13 protein-coding genes are annotated in these 16460 nt (G+C 66.4%); 5 read left to right on the top strand and 8 right to left on the bottom strand.

Going from position 1 to position 16460, the window contains the following annotated elements:
• The first annotated feature begins 268 nt into the window (after window positions 1–268).
• The 3 genes from rfbB to FJ222_08775 are packed head-to-tail and all read left to right on the top strand — an operon-like array spanning window position 269 to window position 2789.
• Window positions 269–1339, top strand: coding sequence for a dTDP-glucose 4,6-dehydratase (rfbB, locus tag FJ222_08765; GenBank protein ID MBM4164511.1), 1071 nt, complete (start codon window positions 269–271; stop codon window positions 1337–1339).
• Window positions 1336–2304, top strand: a complete 969-nt coding sequence (locus tag FJ222_08770; GenBank protein ID MBM4164512.1) for a hypothetical protein — start codon at window positions 1336–1338, stop codon at window positions 2302–2304. The genes rfbB and FJ222_08770 overlap by 4 nt, the downstream gene beginning before the upstream one ends.
• A gap of 23 nt (window positions 2305–2327) precedes the next feature.
• Window positions 2328–2789, top strand: a complete 462-nt coding sequence (locus FJ222_08775) for a hypothetical protein (GenBank protein ID MBM4164513.1) — start codon at window positions 2328–2330, stop codon at window positions 2787–2789.
• 10 nt (window positions 2790–2799) lie between these two features.
• On the opposite strand, the gene FJ222_08780 is transcribed toward FJ222_08775, so the two are convergent.
• The 5 genes from FJ222_08780 to FJ222_08800 form a co-directional block, all read right to left on the bottom strand.
• On the bottom strand, window positions 2800–3816 hold the full coding sequence (locus FJ222_08780) for an electron transfer flavoprotein subunit alpha/FixB family protein (GenBank protein MBM4164514.1): 1017 nt from the start codon (window positions 3814–3816) through the stop codon (window positions 2800–2802).
• Between the two features lie 10 nt (window positions 3817–3826).
• Window positions 3827–4615 carry an electron transfer flavoprotein subunit beta/FixA family protein gene (locus FJ222_08785; GenBank protein MBM4164515.1) on the bottom strand — a complete coding sequence of 263 codons (789 nt, stop codon included), beginning with the start codon at window positions 4613–4615 and terminating at the stop codon, window positions 3827–3829.
• Window positions 4616–4635: 20 nt separating this feature from the next.
• Complete coding sequence (locus FJ222_08790) at window positions 4636–6402, bottom strand: formate--tetrahydrofolate ligase (protein ID MBM4164516.1); 1767 nt, start codon at window positions 6400–6402, stop codon at window positions 4636–4638.
• 58 nt (window positions 6403–6460) lie between these two features.
• Window positions 6461–7480: a hypothetical protein gene (locus FJ222_08795; protein MBM4164517.1), complete on the bottom strand. Its 1020-nt coding sequence runs from the start codon at window positions 7478–7480 to the stop codon at window positions 6461–6463.
• A gap of 108 nt (window positions 7481–7588) precedes the next feature.
• Complete coding sequence (locus FJ222_08800) at window positions 7589–9490, bottom strand: ATP-dependent DNA helicase RecQ (protein ID MBM4164518.1); 1902 nt, start codon at window positions 9488–9490, stop codon at window positions 7589–7591.
• Between the two features lie 149 nt (window positions 9491–9639).
• On the opposite strand from FJ222_08800, the gene FJ222_08805 reads away from it, so the two are divergent.
• Together FJ222_08805 and FJ222_08810 are read left to right on the top strand one after the other, a co-directional pair.
• Window positions 9640–10632 (top strand): LysM peptidoglycan-binding domain-containing protein, encoded by a 993-nt coding sequence (locus tag FJ222_08805; protein ID MBM4164519.1) that lies wholly within the window; start codon window positions 9640–9642, stop codon window positions 10630–10632.
• Between the two features lie 108 nt (window positions 10633–10740).
• Window positions 10741–12531 (top strand): alanine--tRNA ligase, encoded by a 1791-nt coding sequence (locus FJ222_08810; GenBank protein MBM4164520.1) that lies wholly within the window; start codon window positions 10741–10743, stop codon window positions 12529–12531.
• Here the strand turns inward: FJ222_08810 and FJ222_08815 are convergent.
• From FJ222_08815 to FJ222_08825, 3 genes are all read right to left on the bottom strand, one after another.
• Entirely contained in the window at window positions 12528–13832 is a 1305-nt protein-coding gene (locus tag FJ222_08815) for a UDP-N-acetylmuramate--alanine ligase (protein MBM4164521.1), read from the bottom strand. The two genes, FJ222_08810 and FJ222_08815, sit on opposite strands and share 4 nt — an antisense overlap.
• A gap of 36 nt (window positions 13833–13868) precedes the next feature.
• Window positions 13869–14561 (bottom strand): D-lyxose/D-mannose family sugar isomerase, encoded by a 693-nt coding sequence (locus FJ222_08820; protein MBM4164522.1) that lies wholly within the window; start codon window positions 14559–14561, stop codon window positions 13869–13871.
• A gap of 92 nt (window positions 14562–14653) precedes the next feature.
• On the bottom strand, window positions 14654–16460 hold a 1807-nt coding region (locus FJ222_08825; protein MBM4164523.1), incomplete at its 5' end, for a VWA domain-containing protein.

Genomic DNA, 16460 nt, shown 5'->3' on the forward strand with positions numbered 1-16460 from the left:
CGAGGTCGGCGCGCGGGTGATTGGGGTGCTTGTGAATGATGTGGACTTCAGCCGCCGCAGCATGTTCAGCGGGTATGACTATCATTACCGCTATTCCTACAGCTATGGCGGAAAATATGCCTACCGCGGCGCTCCCGACGTGCGGATGGCAATCCCGGTCGAAGACCCGGCCCATCCGTCCACGGCAGTGGCGGCCGGACCGGAGCCGGCTGAGGCCGGGACTTCCCCGGAATACGGCGGGGTGGCGCGCGAAGAGGACTGATGGGTGATGACCAACGGCAAACGAATCCTGGTGACGGGCGGCGCGGGGTTTATCGGCTCTGCGGTGATACGGCATCTGTTGCGGACGCGAGACGTCCGCGTGCTGAACCTGGACAAGCTCACCTACGCGGGCAACCCGGAGTCGTTGCGAGAGGCGGCGGCTGACGAGCGGTATGCGTTTGTCCGCGCCGACATCTGTGACGCGGAGGCCGTACGCCGCACGTTTGAGACGTTCCGACCCGACGCAGTGATGCACCTGGCGGCGGAATCCCATGTCGACCGCTCGATCGACGGACCGTCCGCCTTCATGCAGACCAACATTATCGGCACGTACACCCTGTTGGAGGCGGCCCGGAAGCACTGGGCCGGATTGCCCGAGTCTCACCGTCGGGCATTCCGTTTCCAACACATCTCCACCGACGAGGTCTATGGCAGCCTCGGCCCGGACGGTCTGTTCTCGGAATCCACGCCTTATGATCCCCGTTCGCCCTATTCCGCCAGCAAAGCCGCCTCGGATCATTTGGTGATGGCTTGGCACCACACCTACGGACTGCCCGTCGTGATCACGAACTGCTCAAACAATTACGGCCCGTACCATTTTCCCGAGAAGCTGGTTCCCCTGATCATTCTGAATGCAATCGATCTCAAGCCCCTCCCCATCTATGGCAAGGGCGATAACGTGCGTGACTGGCTCTATGTTGAAGACCATGCGTGCGCGTTGGCAACCGTTCTGGATTGCGGCGTCTCAGGCGAGACCTACAACGTGGGAGGCTCAAACGAGCGCACTAATTTGCAGGTGGTGGAGACGATCTGTTCGGTCCTGGACGAACTGCGCCCCCGGCGCGACGGCGGCTGCTATGGCGACCTGATCACGTTTGTCGCGGACCGTCCCGGACACGACAGGCGTTATGCGATCGATGCGTCCAAGATCCGCCGGGAACTGGGGTGGTCGCCGCAGGAAAGCTTTGAGACCGGAATTCGCAAAACAGTCCACTGGTATTTGAACAATGCGTGGTGGTGGGAGCCCATCCGTTCCGGATCCTACGCCGGCGAGCGGCTCGGTCGGGGTGCGGGATGAAACACATAGGATTGAACGGGTACCTGGCAGCTCTTGAAGCGGGGCGTAAACCGTATCATGACGGCTATTACGCGATGTATTCGAGCTTGCTGGACGGCGTCGTCACCAACCCGGTGCTGATGCAGATTCCGATCGACGACCATCTGGTCCATCGCGGAGACGGGGTCTTTGACACGTTTAAATGCGTGAACGGCGCGATCTACAACCTCGACGCACATCTGCATCGTTTGGAGCGTTCTGCGGCGGCGATCGGCATCCGGTGGCCGGGCGGGTTGGGCGACATCCACGCGCTGACGCTGGAAACCATCCGGGCCGGCGGCCACCGCATGTGTTCGGGCCGGGTCATGCTCGCTCGCGGCCCCGGCGGGTTCGGCGTGAGCCCTTATGAACCGCCCGGTCCCACGCTGTACATCACCGCCTACAAGCTGGGCGCGCCCTTCATGGCGGCGCACCCCGTCGGCGCGCGCGTGCGGCGCAGCCGGGTGCCGGCGAAGCCGTCTCAGTTTGCCGAGATCAAGAACTGCAACTACCTCCCGAACGTGCTCATGAAGGGCGAGGCGGTCGATTGGGGCGTCGATTTCGTCGTCGGCTATGACGCCGATAACCACCTCACCGAAGGTGCTACGGAAAATGCCGGCATCGTCACCGGCTCGGGCGAACTCGTCTTCCCGAGACTGGAAAATATACTGGCGGGAACCTCGATGTTGCGTCTGATGGAACTGGCGCAGGAACAGGTTGTGGCTGGGGCTCTGAAGGCGGTCACGATGCGCGACATCTCCGAGCAGGATGTGTTCGATGCGGCCGAGGTGTTGATCGTCGGAACGACGATTAACGTCGTGGCCGTTTGCGAGTATGAAGGGTGTGCCATCGGTCTGGGTACTCCCGGGCCGGTCTGGCGTTTGCTGAACGGGTTGCTCGAACGCGACATCATCGAGAACGACGCCTTGCGCACCGGGGTGTTTTGACAACAGGCAGGGCGGAATTAAGCATGGATGCATGTCGTGTGTTGACGGAGCGATGTCTGGTTCGGTTTGACCCCGCGGGTGATGATTTATACGCGGTTATTGAAACCCTGGCGGATGCCGCGGTGGCGACCGGGTTGCTGCCTCAGGCGGGCCGCGATGAGGCCGTCCAGGCCGTATTAAAACGCGAACAAAGCGGGTCGACGGTTATGCCCGACGGGATCGCCTTTCCCCACGGCCGCACGGGGGTGGTGTCGCAACTGGCTGCTGTCCTGGGTGTGTTCCGACACGGCCACGGGACGGCCGAACCCGCCAGCGGCTCGCCGGTGTGGCTGGTGGCGCTGATCTTCGTGCCGATCGATGCGGCCGGTAACGGACATATTCATTTTCTCGCACGGCTCAGTCAACGGTTGATCAAGCCCGACGTGCTGGCGTGCCTGCGCGCGGCCACACGGGAGGAAGAGGTGCTCGCCGCGCTGTGCGCCTGACGACGCGCGTTCACGTTGCGGGTATCTGGCGAATCAGTTCGGGGATGATCTCGAAGAGGTCTCCGACGATGGCGATGTCGGCGAGTTGCATCATCGGCGTGTCGGGATTCTTGTCCAGGGCGATGATGAGGTCGCACGACTGCATCCCGACCAAGTGCTGGATCTGGCCTGAAATGGCGCAGGCCATGTAGACGGAGGATTGAACCGTCTGGCCGGTCTGGCCGACTTGGTGGGCGTAGGGAATCCAGCCGGCATCCACTGCGGCGCGGCTGGCCCCGACGGCGCCGCCGACCCGGGCAGCGAGCTGCCGAAGCAAAGTGAATCCCGCGGGACCCTGGAGGCCGCGGCCGCCGGAAATGATGAATGGGGCGTCGCCGAGGTTGACCGCCGTCTCGGTGCTGTGAAAGACCTCGATGACGCGCTTGAGGGCGTCAGACGGGTGGGGCGTCAACCGCTCGCGGATGATGCGGCCGCTGCGGCGCGGGTCGGCGTCGAGCGCTTTCATGACGCGCGGCCGGACGGTGGCGAGCTGGGGGCGGTGGTTGGAACATCGGATCGTCGCCAGGATGTTGCCGCCGAAAGCGGGGCGCGTCTGCAGCAGGTCGCCGTTGTCGGGGTCAATCGCCAGCCCGGTGCAGTCGGCCGTCAGACCGCAGTCGGCGAGCACGGCAACCCGCGGGATGAGCGCGCGGCCCCGCGTGGTGGCGCCGCACAGCACGCTCTCGGGGCGGTATTTGTCGATGAGCTGCACGAGGGTGCGGGCTGCGGCCTCGTCGTTGAACGTGGCGAGCGCGGGATCATCAATCACGATCACGGCGTCGCAGCCGCAGGCGACCAGGCTGCCGGTCTGAACGGCGACGCCTGAGCCGAGCACGACGGCCCAGACTTCCGAACGGCGGACATCGGCCAGAGCGCGCGCGGCGCCGACCAGCTCATGCGTGACGGGCTGAATCTGGCCGGAGAGCACCTCGGCCACGACCCACACATTGCGGAAATCGCCGCGTGCAACAGCAGGGTTCAATCGCATGGAAATCTCCTTAGACGAGACTCCGTGTTCTCAATTCGTGCAACAGGCCGGCGGCGCAGGCATCGGGCGATCCCGTGATGCGGCGCGAGGCCTTGTGGCGGGGCGGCGGCGGTTCGGTCTTGACGACGCGCGTGGGCGAGCCGTCCAGCCCGATCTTGGCGGTGTCGGCTCCGATCGTCTCGGGCGTCCAGACGGGAACCTCCATCTGCTGCGCGGCCAGATGGCTTCTGAGAGTCGGGACACGCGGCGAGTTGATGTCCTTGACCACGGTGATCACGGCGGGCAGGGTCAATTCGCAGACGTCATAGCCATCCTCGTGCATGCGCACGGCGACGAGGGTTTCGGGCGTGGCCGAGCGAATTTGCATGACCTGCGTCGCCTGCGGCCAGCCGAGGTGCGCCGCGATCCCCGGACCGACCTGCGCGGTGTCGCCATCCACCGCCTGCTTCCCGCAGATCACGAGGTCGGCCCGGCCCAGCGTGCGGATGGCACAGGCCAGGGCGTAGCTGGTTGCCCAGGTGTCAGAGCCGCCGAAGGCGCGGTGGCTCAGCAGAATGGCGCGGTCGGCCCCCTGTGACACGGCTTCGCGCAGGACCGCCTCGGCCTTGGGCGGTCCCATCGAAAGGACGACCACTTCGCCGCCAAACCGCTCGCGCAGCAGCACGCCCTCTTCGACCGCATAGGTGTCAAAGGGGTTGAGGATGGCCTTGACGCCCTCGCGCACGATCCGCTTGGTCTCGGGATCAATCAAGGCGTCGTTGGTGGCCGGAACTTGCTTGATGCAGACCACGATGCGCATGGGTTGGAAATCTTTCTGGCTTAGAACAGGCCGGTGACCCGACCGGTGGCGGTGTCGACGTCAATGCGGCGGAAGGCGGGATCGGAGGCCGTGCCGGGCATGAGCTTGATGTCGCCGGCCACAGGGACGACGAAACCGGCACCCCGGTAGACCATAAAATCACGGATCGGCAGGGTCCAGCCGCGCGGACGGCCCTTAGCGGACGAGTCATGCGAGAGGCTGAGATGGGTTTTCACCATGCAGGTGCCCATTGTGCGGGTCTCGGGGTCCTTCTCCAGAGCCGCCAGTTTCTCTTTGGCCGTCGGGGTGTAGGAGACGCCCTCGGCACCGTAGACCTGCGTGGCGATGGTGTGGATGCGATCCTGGAGCGGCATGTCCAGGGGGTAGAGGAATCGGAATTCCGACTTCTCGGCGCAGGCGTCCACCACGGCTTCGGCCAGATCAATCGCCCCCTCGCCGCCGTGGGCCCAGTGGCGGCTCACGGCGACACGGGCACCGGCCGCTTCGGCGGCGCGGCGGATCGCCAGAATCTCGTCGTTATGGTCGGATGCGAAATGGTTGATGCAGACCACCGGCGGGATGCCGCTCTTGCGGACAGTCTCAATGTGGGCGACGAGGTTCTCCGAGCCGCGTTCGACGAGGGCGGGGTTGCTCTCGGTGTAAGCCCGGTCGAGCGGCGCGCCCGGAGAGACCCTGGGGCCGCCGCCATGCATCTTGAGCGCCCGGATGGTGCAGACCACGACCGCCGCGTTGGGAATGAGTCCCGAAAAGCGGCACTTGAGGTTCCAGAACTTCTCAAAGCCAATGTCCGCGCCGAAGCCGCTCTCAGTGATGTGGTAATCGCCGAGCTTGAGAGCGATGCGGTCGGCAATGATGGAGGATTGGCCGATAGCGATGTTGGCAAAGGGGCCGGCATGGACAAAGACCGGGTTGCCCTCGATCGTTTGGAGGAGGTTGGGATAGATAGCCTTGTGCATCAGGGCGGTCATCGCGCCTGCGACCTCGAGATCGCCGGTGGTGATCGGCTTGCCCGAGGTGCTGGTGGCGACGACGATCCGGGCCATGCGTTCCCGCAAATCCTTGATATCGCGGGCCACGGCGAGGATGGCCATGATCTCGGACGATACGGTGATGGCAAAGCCGCTGCGCATCATGAACCCGTCCATCTTGTCACCGAGGCCGATAATGATGTTGCGAAGGGCCTGGGCGGAGAAGTCCATAACCCAGTTCATCGAGATGGCGTGCGGATCGATCGAGAGGCGCTTGAGATTGCGGGTGGCGAGTGTGGCGTCGTCATAATTGAATTCGTGCTGGAGGCGGCTGGTGAGGGCAACCATGGCGAGGTTGTGCGCATTGGTGATCGCGTCGATGTCGCCGGTCAGGCCGAGGTTGAAATCGGTGAGCGGAATGCACTGGGCGAGTCCGCCGCCCGCCGCACCGCCTTTGACGTTGAAGGTCGGTCCGCCCGAAGGCTGACGGATCGCGCCGGTCACCCGCTTGCCGAGCTTGCCGAGACCGTCAACCAGGCCGATGGTGGTGGTCGTCTTGCCCTCGCCAAGCGGGGTGGGGGTGATGGCGGTCACGTCGATGTACTTGGCGTCGGGACGGGCCGCCAGTCGGCCAAGCACGCGCAGATGGTCCACCTTGCCGATGTGGTGGCCGTAGGGCATGAGTTCGTCGGTGTGGATGCCGAGGTCGGCAGCGATGCGGGTGATCGGCCTCATGCCGGCTTCGGCGGATGCGGCGATCTGCCAGTCTTTCATCTGAGTCGGGTCTAGTGTGGTCATGGGGGTGCCTGTTGTGTTTTCGACACTATCGATCATGTCGACATTAATCGGAAAGGTTTCAGATCGTGCCGTCGCGGGTGGCCATGATGTAATTCATTCCGTATTCGTCACGGCCGAGCAGCAGATCCATGACGAGACGGAAGGGTTCAGAAGCGGGATCGAGGCCGTCGAGGATGGCGTCGTTGATCTGCAGGGGGTCGACGATGCCGCCATCGCAGCCCCGTTCACGGCAGAGCCGGGTGAAGACCTGATTGATGAGGGGGCGTTTGGGAAGTCCGAACGAGATGTTGCTGAGGCCGGGGGCGAAGTGGATCTCCGGCCCATAAACGTCGCGCATGGCGCGAATGGCATCGAGCACCGCGAGACCGTTGGCGCCGTCCACGGAGATGGGGAAGACCAACGGGTCGAGGTAGATGTCATCGCGTGTGAAGCCGTGGCGTTCCAGGCTGGCCATAAGCTCCGCGACGTTGCTGAGGCGGGCCGACACGGACTCAGGCATGCCCGAAGCGCCAGTGGCGCTGGCAATGATCTTGGCTCCAGCGGCGGCGGCCACCGGGATGGTGGCGGCGCGTTCGAGCGAAACCGAATTGATCATCGGCTTGCCCCGTGCGCGGTCACAGGCGTTGATGCCAGCCTTGAGAATGTCGGGATTGGAGGAATCGATACTCAACGGCAGCGTGCTCGCCCGTTGCAGCGCTTCCGCAGTCCAGACGACGGCGCGGAGCTTTTCGGCGTGATCCATGCTGAACTCGTCCACGTTGAGATCGAGAAAGTGTGCGCCGGCCGCCTCCTGCTCGCGCGCCATGGCTTCCAGATAGGCGACGCCGGCGGCCCGATCATCGCCCGTTCCATAGAGGCCTTGCCAGACAGCGACGGCCATGTGGCGGACTTTGCCGTTGCGCCACTCTTCGCCGGCAACGACCGCCGGAGGGATGGGCAGCGTGCAGGGGCACCCCTTGTATTTAAAGACGAGGGCGCTCCGTCCGTCGGGCAGGGTCACGACGAATTTGCCGGCGGTGAGCCGGATACGCGTGCAGTGAATGTTCTCGCCGACGATGATGAATTGACCTTTGGCCATGGAAAATCCTCCGGTTGCGCCGCATCCCGAAAGGGGGCGTGCGTTGGGGACGTATTATGAGGCCAAAGCGATCACGGGAGCAATCCAAGTTTAGTATAAAAATTCGGGTCAGCCTGTGCGGCGGCGCGGCGGACGCGCCGCACGTGTGCGTTTGGGTGCCGGCCACACGATCCGGAAACCGGGGGCGTCGCGCCGGACGACCCGGATGCCGCGCGGCGTGAGGGAGATCAGGCGATAGTCGTCAGCGGAAAACGCGATCGAGCCGTCCGCCGCAAGCGCGTCAATCAGCGCGGCAATCTCAGTCGCCGGCAGGTCGCGCAGCAGACCGAAGGTCGAAAGCGTGTCGAGTCCGCGCTCGCCCAGCGTGGGGTCTGAATCGGCCCGCAGCACCTGAATCACGCGGCGCACGCCGAATCGCCCCTGCATGCGGCCGACGCAGGAGAGGATCTTCTGGATGACCAGCCATTGCTGCTCGGTGGGCGGTGCGAGGGTGCTCGCCATACCCGGGGCGCAGCGGTCACACCCGCCGCAGACCGCCGCTTCCGCAGTGTCGCCGAAGTAGGAGAGGATGTAGGCGTGGCGGCAGCCGGGGTGATCGACAAAGCGGAGCATGGCCTGCAGTCGGCGGTCGTCGCGTTCGGCCTTGATCCGCAAACCCTCGAACTGAAGCTTGAGCGCGGCCGGGTCGGCGCCGGGTATCAGCGCCGTGGTGGCGGCGCGCATGCCCGGCTCCTGTTCGCGCCGGATCAGATGGGCGCGCTCAAGCACGGCAAAGGCGGCGCGCACCGCCATGTCGTTCTTCTGTCCGACGGCTGAGGCCCATGCCTCGAGCGACTGACATTGCGGTCCGTTGGCGCAGTGACGCTTGACATGATCCCAGATGGAGAGGATGAGCGCGGGGGAGGGGTTGGCACCGTCGACGAAGAACTGCTGCGTCCGGACATCGGCGTAGTTGAAGAGCAGCTCGCACCAGGCGGGTTGGCCATCCCGCCCCGAACGGCCAACCTCCTGATAGTAGGCCTCGACCGATCCCGGCACGTCCCAGTGGATGACAAAACGGATGTTGTTCCGGTCCACGCCCATGCCGAAGGCGTTGGTGGCGACGATGACCGGGCTTTCGGCCGCAATGAAGGCGTCCTGCACGCGGGCGCGCTCGTCATCGGACAGCGCGCCATGGTAGAGGAGCGCAGGCGTGCCGCAGGTGTCTCGGATCAGCGTGCAGACCCGCTCGGCCTGGCGGCGGGTGGCGACGTAGACGATGCCGGTGCGGTGCGCGCGGATGCAGGCGCGGACGCGGTCGAGTTTGGCGGCATGCGTGGGCGTCCGTGTGACGCTCAGGTGGAGATTGGGACGGGAGAACCCGTGGATGTGAACGGCGGGCGCGGCGCGTGGCGCGACGCCAAGCAGGAGCTGGGTCGAGATGTCTTCGCGCACGTCTGGCGTTGCCGTGGCGGTAACCGCCATGATCCGCACACCCGGGATCTGGCCGAGGGCGTGCCTCAGGTTGAGGTAGTCTGGGCGGAAGTCGTGCCCCCACTGGCTGATGCAGTGCGCCTCATCCACCGTCAGGAGGGAGATCGGCGTCTGCGCGAGAGCCTCGACAAAGCGGGCATTGCGGAACCGCTCGGGGGCGATGTAGACCAGTTTGAAACGGCCGGCGCGGAGGCGGGCCAGACGCGAAGCCATTTCCTCGGCATCGACCGAGGAGTTCAGGAAGGTTGCGGCAATACCGCGTCGTTCGAGCGCGTCGACCTGATCCTTCATGAGCGCGATCAGTGGCGAGATCACGAGGGTGGTGTGGGGGAGTAGAAGGGCGGTGAGCTGGTAGCAGAGGGACTTGCCCGAACCGGTCGGCATGACCAGCACGACATCGCGGCCGGCGAGTGACTCGCGGATCGCCGCCATCTGTCCCTCGCGGAAATCGGCATGGCTGAACCAGCGGCCAAGCGCCGCCCGGAGTGCGGTTTCGTCAGGGGCTGGGCCGCCAGAGAGGGGGATGCAGTCGGTCATGGGGGCAAGCTTAGCGTCTCGCTGGCGCTTCGTCAATTCGGTAATGCTGTCGGCATTGCGCTTGCTTTCCGTCCCGCCATCGCCGTATAGTAACGGCCTGAAACCGGTGCAGGCCGGCGTGCGCAGGTTCAGTCATTGCAGGAGGTGGGATGTCTTGGAATCGCGGGACATACGGGTTGGAGACGGCTTCTGACGGCGGTTCGCCGCCCCTGTGGCCGCGCCTGTGCGCGGTGGTCGTGCTCGCGGTGGTGATTGTCTTCGGCGTACGCGCCTGCCGTTCGATGGATGCCGGGCCGGCCGGTCTGCGGCGAGCGCTCGCCCAGCCGGGCCGCGGCGCGCCGCCCGGCCCGGCGGCGGGTCCCGAAACGGCCGCGACCCCGTCTCAGGTGCTGCGGATCGACCGACTGCCACCCGGGCAGCGCAACCTCCTGGCGCAGGCCGAGGAGGGCATGAAACGGGGGGATGACCCGGCGGCACGCGACGCCTATCTCGCGTTGTTGAACGAGGTCGCTGACGGCCCGGCCCGCCGGGAGATCGAAGAACGCCTCGGCGCGCTGTCGATCACCGTCGCGGTTTCGCGCCTGCCCATGACGGGCAAGGTTTCCTACGTCATCCAGAAGGGGGATTCGACATCCTCGATCGCGCGCCGGTTCGGCGTGACGCAGGAATATATCCTCCGCGCCAACGGGCTGTCCGATCCCAACCGCATCGTCGTCGGCCGCGAGTTGCGGGTGCTCGACAATCCGGCGTTCGCGATTACGGTGTCCAAGAAGGAGAAGACCCTGACCGTCACGCTCGGCAGCCAGTTTTTCAAGCGCTACCGGGTTTCGGTGGGCCGCGCCGGCGAGACGCCCGAAGGGACGTTCCTGATCGGGAACCGGGTGGTGCATCCCGCGTGGTGGCGGACCGACGGCAGCGAGATCCCCTACGGGCATCCCGATAATATCCTGGGCACGCGCTGGCTGTCGCTGACGGCCGCCGGCTCGACGCCGCGCGTCAAGGGATACGGCATCCACGGCACTTGGGACGACGGCGCGGTCGGTGTCTCGCCCAGCGCCGGCTGCATCCGCATGCGCAACGCCGATGTCGAGGAGCTCCACCTGCTGGCGCCCTCCGGAACCCCGGTGGTGATCGCGCCGTGACACCGCGAGGGGAGACCGGGCGTACCGCTTCCACAATGAGAATTGCCGTTCGTCCGGCGGGTGTGCTATCCTGTGCCCATTCCCAATGAGGAGGGTAATCGAACCGCCATGCTTACAGCCGACCACCTGCGCACCCAGTATCTCGCCTTTTTCCGCTCCAAGGGGCACACCGTCATTTCGGGCGCGTCGCTCATCCCGGAGAATGATCCGACCGTGCTCTTCACGACCGCGGGGATGCATCCGCTCGTCCCCTACCTGCTCGGCGAACCGCACCCCGGCGGCCGCCGCCTGACCGATGTGCAGAAGTGCGTCCGCACCGGCGATATCGATGCCGTGGGCGATGCCTCGCACCTGACCTTCTTTGAGATGCTCGGCAACTGGTCGCTGGGGGATTACTTTAAGAAAGAGGCGATCACCTGGTCCTACGAGTTTCTCACCTCGCCGCAGTGGCTGGGCTTCTCCCCCGATCGGCTCTCGGTCACCGTGTTCTGCGGCGAGGCGGGCGTGCCAAAGGACGAGGAGTCCATCGCCATCTGGAAATCGCTCGGCATCCCGGCGGAACGCATCCACGCGCTCCCCAAGGAGGATAACTGGTGGGGCCCCGCCGGGCTCACCGGACCGTGCGGCCCCGATACCGAGATGTTCATCGACACCGGCAAGGCCGCCTGCTCGCCGGCCTGCCGGCCGGGCTGCCGGTGCGGCAAGTACATCGAGATCTGGAACGACGTCTTCATGCAGTATAACAAGACGGCCGACGGCCGCTATGAGCCGCTCAAGCAGAACAATGTCGACACCGGCATGGGTGTCGAGCGGACGATCTGCATGATGAACGGTTGCCAGACGGTCTATGAGACGGAACTCTTCGCGCCGCTGATGGCCCAGATCCGCGCGCTGGCCACGGCCCGCCCCGCCGACGAGGCCGCCGCCGTGCGGGCTGAGCGGATCATCGCCGACCACATGCGCACGTCGGTCTTCATCCTCGGCGACCCCAAGGGCGGCGTCAAGCCGGGCAACCTCGGCGCCAATTATGTGCTGCGCCGCCTGATCCGCCGCTCGGTGCGCTACGCCAAGCTGCTCGGCATCGCGCCGGGCTACAGCCGCGCGCTGGCCGAGACCGTCATCGCCAACTACCGGCACGTCTATCCCGAACTGGAGACCGCGCGCGAGACGGTCCTCTCCGAATTGACCGCCGAGGAGGATCGGTTTGAGAAGACCCTCGCCTCAGGACAGCGGGAGTTCGACAAGGTCGCCGGCGCGCTCAGGCAGCACGGGCAGACCACGCTCTCCGGCCGCACCGCCTTCAAGCTCTACGACACCTACGGCTTTCCGCTGGAGTTCACCGAGGAGCTGGCCGCCGAGCAGGGGCTCACCGTTGACCGCGCCGGTTACGAGGAGGCCTTCAAGAAGCACCAGGAGCTGTCCAGGCAGGGCGATTCCACCTTCAAGGGCGGACTGGCCGACAATACCGTGGCCACGACGCGCCTGCACACCGCCACGCACCTTCTGCACCAGGCGCTCCAGATCGTCCTCGGGCCGCACGCCCTCCAGAAGGGTTCGAATATCACCCCCGAGCGGCTCCGCTTCGACTTTGCGCACCACGAGAAGGTCACCCCGGAGCAGTTGGCCGAGGTCGAGCGGATCGTGAACGGCATCATCGCCCGCGACCTGCCGATCACCTGCGAGACCATGCCCTTCGAACAGGCCAGGGGATCGGGCGCCACGGCGCTCTTCGCCGCCAAATACGGCGAGGAGGTCAAGGTCTTCACCGTCGGCGACTTCTCCAAGGAGGTGTGCGGCGGACCGCATGCCGCGCGCACCGGCGAACTCGGCGCCTTCAAGATTCAGAAGGAGGAGGCGTCGTCCGCTGGCGTCCGCCGCATCAAGGCGGTGCTGGCCTAGCGGATTGCGGCCGACGCGAGGCGCGCGGCGAGCCGGGCGAGGCCCGGGTCGCGGGCGCCGAAGGTGACCAGCGCCGTGTCCGGCGCGGCGGCGGCGCGCAACGCCGCCTCGGCATCCTCAAGCGTGGCGACGGTCTGCGCCGGGACGCCGCACGTCGTGAGCCGCGTCACCAGGGTTTCGCTGGTGATTCGGCGGTCCGCCGTCCCGCCCATGTCGTAGACCGGCAGGACCAGGAGCCGGTCGTTGGGGCGGACCACGCGGGCGAACATCGCCACCAGATCCTCCATCATCTTGCCCATCGGACCATAGCCGTGCGGACGCCAGACCGCGATCACGCGGTCGAAGCCGGCGGCGAGCGTGGTCCAGGCCGCCGCCAGTTTCTCGGGATTGTGCGCATAGTCGTCAACCACGGTCGCGCCGCCGCAGCAACCGGTGCGCTGCATGCGACGCTCGACGCCGCGGAAGGTCGCCAGGCCGGCGGCGAGCGCGGGGGAGGGGATGCCCAGGGCGCGGGCGAGCCGCACCGCATGCCAGGCGTTCCAGATGTTGTGCAACCCGGGAAGCGGCACGGTGAAGGGGATGTCATCCAGGACAAACCGGCCGTTCCACCCCTCGCAGCGCGCTTCGGCGGGCGCGGCCGTCTCGCCGATCCCGTCAATGACGATACCGGTGACCCGTTCGCGGAAGCGGCTGAAGAGGGCGAGCGCCTCGTCGCGTCCGAAATGGTCGGCCGAGGCGTTGGTGATCACGGCATGTTCGGGATTGAAGACCATCAGCGAGCGGTCGCTCTCGTCGGCTTCGATCACCAGCCACGCGCCGGTGCCGCGGCGGACCGAGGCGATCCGGCCGCCTTCGCCCCAGCCGACCACGCCCGCGCCGTTGACGACCGCCGGATCCAGCCCCGCCTCCTGCAACAGCCAGCCCAGGATGGCCGTCACCGTGCTTTTTCCACAAGTTCCGGTCACGGCAATGAGTCTTCGCCCCGCGGCAAGCTCGGCGAGCTGGGCGGCGCGATGCACCACGGGGATGCCGCGGCGGCGCGCGGCGGCGAGATCGGCGTTGTCGTCCTCGATGGCGCTGCTGACCACCAGCCGCGCCGCGCCGGCCATGATGCCGGAACCATCCTGAGGGTGGAGCGCGACGCCCTGGCTGCGCAGGCGATTCAGCGTGTCGGTCGCATCGCCGCTGTCGAGCAGGCGATCCGACCCCGAGACCGATTGACCGCTATCGAGAAGGGCCTGCGCCAGCGCGCTCATTCCGACGCCGCCGATACCGGCGAGATGGAAGCATCCTATAGCCACGCAAGCACCTGGGCGGAAGGGGTCAACTGACAGGACTCAGTATCTGTAATACTTCGCATAATCGGTGCAGAGGAGGTGTAGCGGCTGTTCATCCTCCTGAATCTGCGGGAAGCGGCCGATCGGTGCGTGGAAGCGGTTGTCGGTGCGGTCGTCGTTGACGCGGCTGACCTCGCCGACGAGCACGGTGCCTTTGCCGGCCTCGCCCCAGAAGCTGTGATAGTTGCGCTGGGGGAGGCAAACCGAGTCGCCCGGATGGAGGGTGAGGGTCTCGCCTGCGGGAATGGTTTTGCGCACGCCGTCCACGCTCACGGTGACGGGGGTGTCGTCGAGAGCGTCGGCGGCCGTGGCGTTCCAGAGGCGGATGACAAGATTGCCGCCGCCGCGGTTGATGATATCCTCCATCTTCTGGCTGTGAAAGTGCGTGGGGGTGACTTGGCCTTCGCGCACGATCATGATCTTCTCGGCGTAAGTCTTGGTGGCTGGGTTGGCCAGGTCCGCCGACGCCCCATTGCGGATGGTGAAGAGGAAGAGGCCGATTTTCATGAAGTCGCCGCTGCCGAAGTCGGTGATGTCCCAGCCAAGCTGGTTCGTCACAATCTCGCGGCACTCCGGGCCCTTGGCGCGCCACGCCTCGGGCGTCCAGAAGGCAAACGACGGCAGGAGAAACTGCTTCTTCGCCAAGAAAGCGATTCCCTCGCGCATGATGGCATTGACTTCCGATCGTTTCATGACTAACTCCTGATTTGGCCTGAAAAGTGGTTGGCGCATGTTACCATTGACCGCGCGTGAGGCGCAAGAATTTACGCGTCAGGAATGACGCGTCAGCCGGTCCGTTCGCGGGCGCGGCGCTTGGCGCGGGCGAGCGGACTCTCCTCCGCGGCGGCGGGGGCGCCGGCGGATGGCGCCGGGGGCGGCGCGGATGCGGCGGCGGCTGGTGTACCTGATAAAGGAACAGATGCGGCAGCGGCGGATGGCGATGGCGTCGGGGGCTGCGCATCGGACGCGGCCGGGGGCGCGGCTCGCCGCCGCAAACGGCCGTCGAGCCAGCCGGTCCGGCGCTCGAACACCTCGAACAGGAAGAGGACCGCAGCCAGCAGATAGAAAAACGGCGCCAGCGGCACGTGGCGCCGGCCGCGGGGAATCGCCTCCCAGACGCTCCCTACGTCGGCCAGTTGCGCTCCGCCCGTCGCCTCGGCCAGCGCGGCGAGGGCCGCCGCGCCGTCGGACCCCGCCGCCGGGGCGTGCTCGGGGGAATAGGGCTGACAGACCGGCGGCAACGATTCGGAGCGGCCATCCGGATAAACCACCGTCGCCAGCAGCGTCTCGCCGCCGGTCAACGGGATGTCGATGGCCATCGTGTCGGCGGTCCGCCACGGCAACGGTAGCCGCTCGGACCGCGGCGGCAGGCCCGGCTGGTGCCGCAGCGTCTCCACCGCCACATCATTCAGGCCGCGCAGCTCGCTCCGGCGCGTGTCGGCGTAGACCGTGATCCGCACGCCGCCGGGGATGGGCGTTTGCAGCGCCAGCAACCCCTCGACCCCCTCCTGCCGGGGGCCGGCGCAATAACGCGCCAGCGCGCCGTAGAATTCGCCGGCCGCGGACCAGCGCGCAAACGCCCCGGCCTCCGCGCCGTCGGCCTCGCCCGTGAACACCGCCGAACGCCCCGTCCCGTGCCGGCGCAGCGCAACCAGCGGCGCCTCGTTCTCATCGCGGGTCACGGCGACCGCCGTCGCCTCGGGCCTGAGGTAGCAGAGGTTGTAGCCGCCGACGGGCGGCGCCTCGGAGGGGAGCGCGTCGGAGAGCTGCGGCAGCGCGACGGTGAAGCGGGGCACCGCCGCGTTGGTCACCCAGGTGTTGCGCGCGACCATGAAGGTGTCCTGCGCGAACAGCCGCGGCACCTCCTGCGCATTGTCGGTGAAGAAGCAGCGCCCCCCGCCGCGTTCGGCGATGTCCTTCAGCAGCGCCGCGTCGCTGTCCGCCGGCGTGCCCAGCCCCACCACGCTCACCGTGATCCCTGCGGCCGCCGCCGTCGCCACCAGCGCCTGGTAGTTGCCCGGCTCCTCCGAGTCGGCGGCGTCGGCGAACAGCAGGATGTGCCGGACGCCCGCCGTCGAGCCGTTCAGCTCCCGCGCCGCGGCCTTCAGCGCCTCGTAGATGAAAATGCCGCCGCCCATGGACTGGATGCCCAGGATGCGGCGCTCGTCTCCGCGCAGAGTGTCGACCGGCGCGCGGTTCACCACCACGTGCGCCAGGCTATCAACGGCAATCACGCCCATCTCATCCTGGCCACTCAGCATGTTGAGCACCTCTACCGTTCCGAGATTGGCCAGGTCCATCTTGGTCTTGCCGCCCGGAACCGACGCCATCATACTCCCTGACCGGTCGAGCGCCACGACGATGGCCATGGAGAACTTGCGGTGTTCGCGGCGCAGTTCCATCGTAACCGGCAGCGCGGGTTCCAGCGCCGAGCGATAGTAGCCGCCCACGCCGAATGCGTTGCGACCGCCGGTCAGCAGCAGACCGCCGCCCGCGTGGCGCACCCAGGCCTCGATCATCTGCAGCGCGCCCGCGCCGAGACGGTCCGCTCGGGTGTTTTCGATCACGACACCCGCATAGCCCGCGAGCGCC

It is taken from the genome of Lentisphaerota bacterium, assembly GCA_016873675.1.
In the GTDB taxonomy this organism is placed as follows: domain Bacteria; phylum Verrucomicrobiota; class Kiritimatiellia; order RFP12; family JAAYNR01; genus VGWG01.

What these genes read in the sequence shown, in the direction of transcription:
- FJ222_08800 (MBM4164518.1), bottom strand. Translation starts at nt 9,490, where the DNA reads ATGACCGACTGCATCCCCCTCTCTGGCGGCCCAGCCCCTGACGAAACC.
- FJ222_08795 (MBM4164517.1), bottom strand. Translation starts at nt 7,480, where the DNA reads ATGGCCAAAGGTCAATTCATCATCGTCGGCGAGAACATTCACTGCACG.
- rfbB (MBM4164511.1), top strand. Translation starts at nt 269, where the DNA reads ATGACCAACGGCAAACGAATCCTGGTGACGGGCGGCGCGGGGTTTATC.
- FJ222_08785 (MBM4164515.1), bottom strand. Translation starts at nt 4,615, where the DNA reads ATGCGCATCGTGGTCTGCATCAAGCAAGTTCCGGCCACCAACGACGCC.
- FJ222_08810 (MBM4164520.1), top strand. Translation starts at nt 10,741, where the DNA reads ATGCTTACAGCCGACCACCTGCGCACCCAGTATCTCGCCTTTTTCCGC.
- FJ222_08770 (MBM4164512.1), top strand. Translation starts at nt 1,336, where the DNA reads ATGAAACACATAGGATTGAACGGGTACCTGGCAGCTCTTGAAGCGGGG.
- FJ222_08790 (MBM4164516.1), bottom strand. Translation starts at nt 6,402, where the DNA reads ATGACCACACTAGACCCGACTCAGATGAAAGACTGGCAGATCGCCGCA.
- FJ222_08820 (MBM4164522.1), bottom strand. Translation starts at nt 14,561, where the DNA reads ATGAAACGATCGGAAGTCAATGCCATCATGCGCGAGGGAATCGCTTTC.
- FJ222_08775 (MBM4164513.1), top strand. Translation starts at nt 2,328, where the DNA reads ATGGATGCATGTCGTGTGTTGACGGAGCGATGTCTGGTTCGGTTTGAC.
- FJ222_08805 (MBM4164519.1), top strand. Translation starts at nt 9,640, where the DNA reads ATGTCTTGGAATCGCGGGACATACGGGTTGGAGACGGCTTCTGACGGC.
- FJ222_08780 (MBM4164514.1), bottom strand. Translation starts at nt 3,816, where the DNA reads ATGCGATTGAACCCTGCTGTTGCACGCGGCGATTTCCGCAATGTGTGG.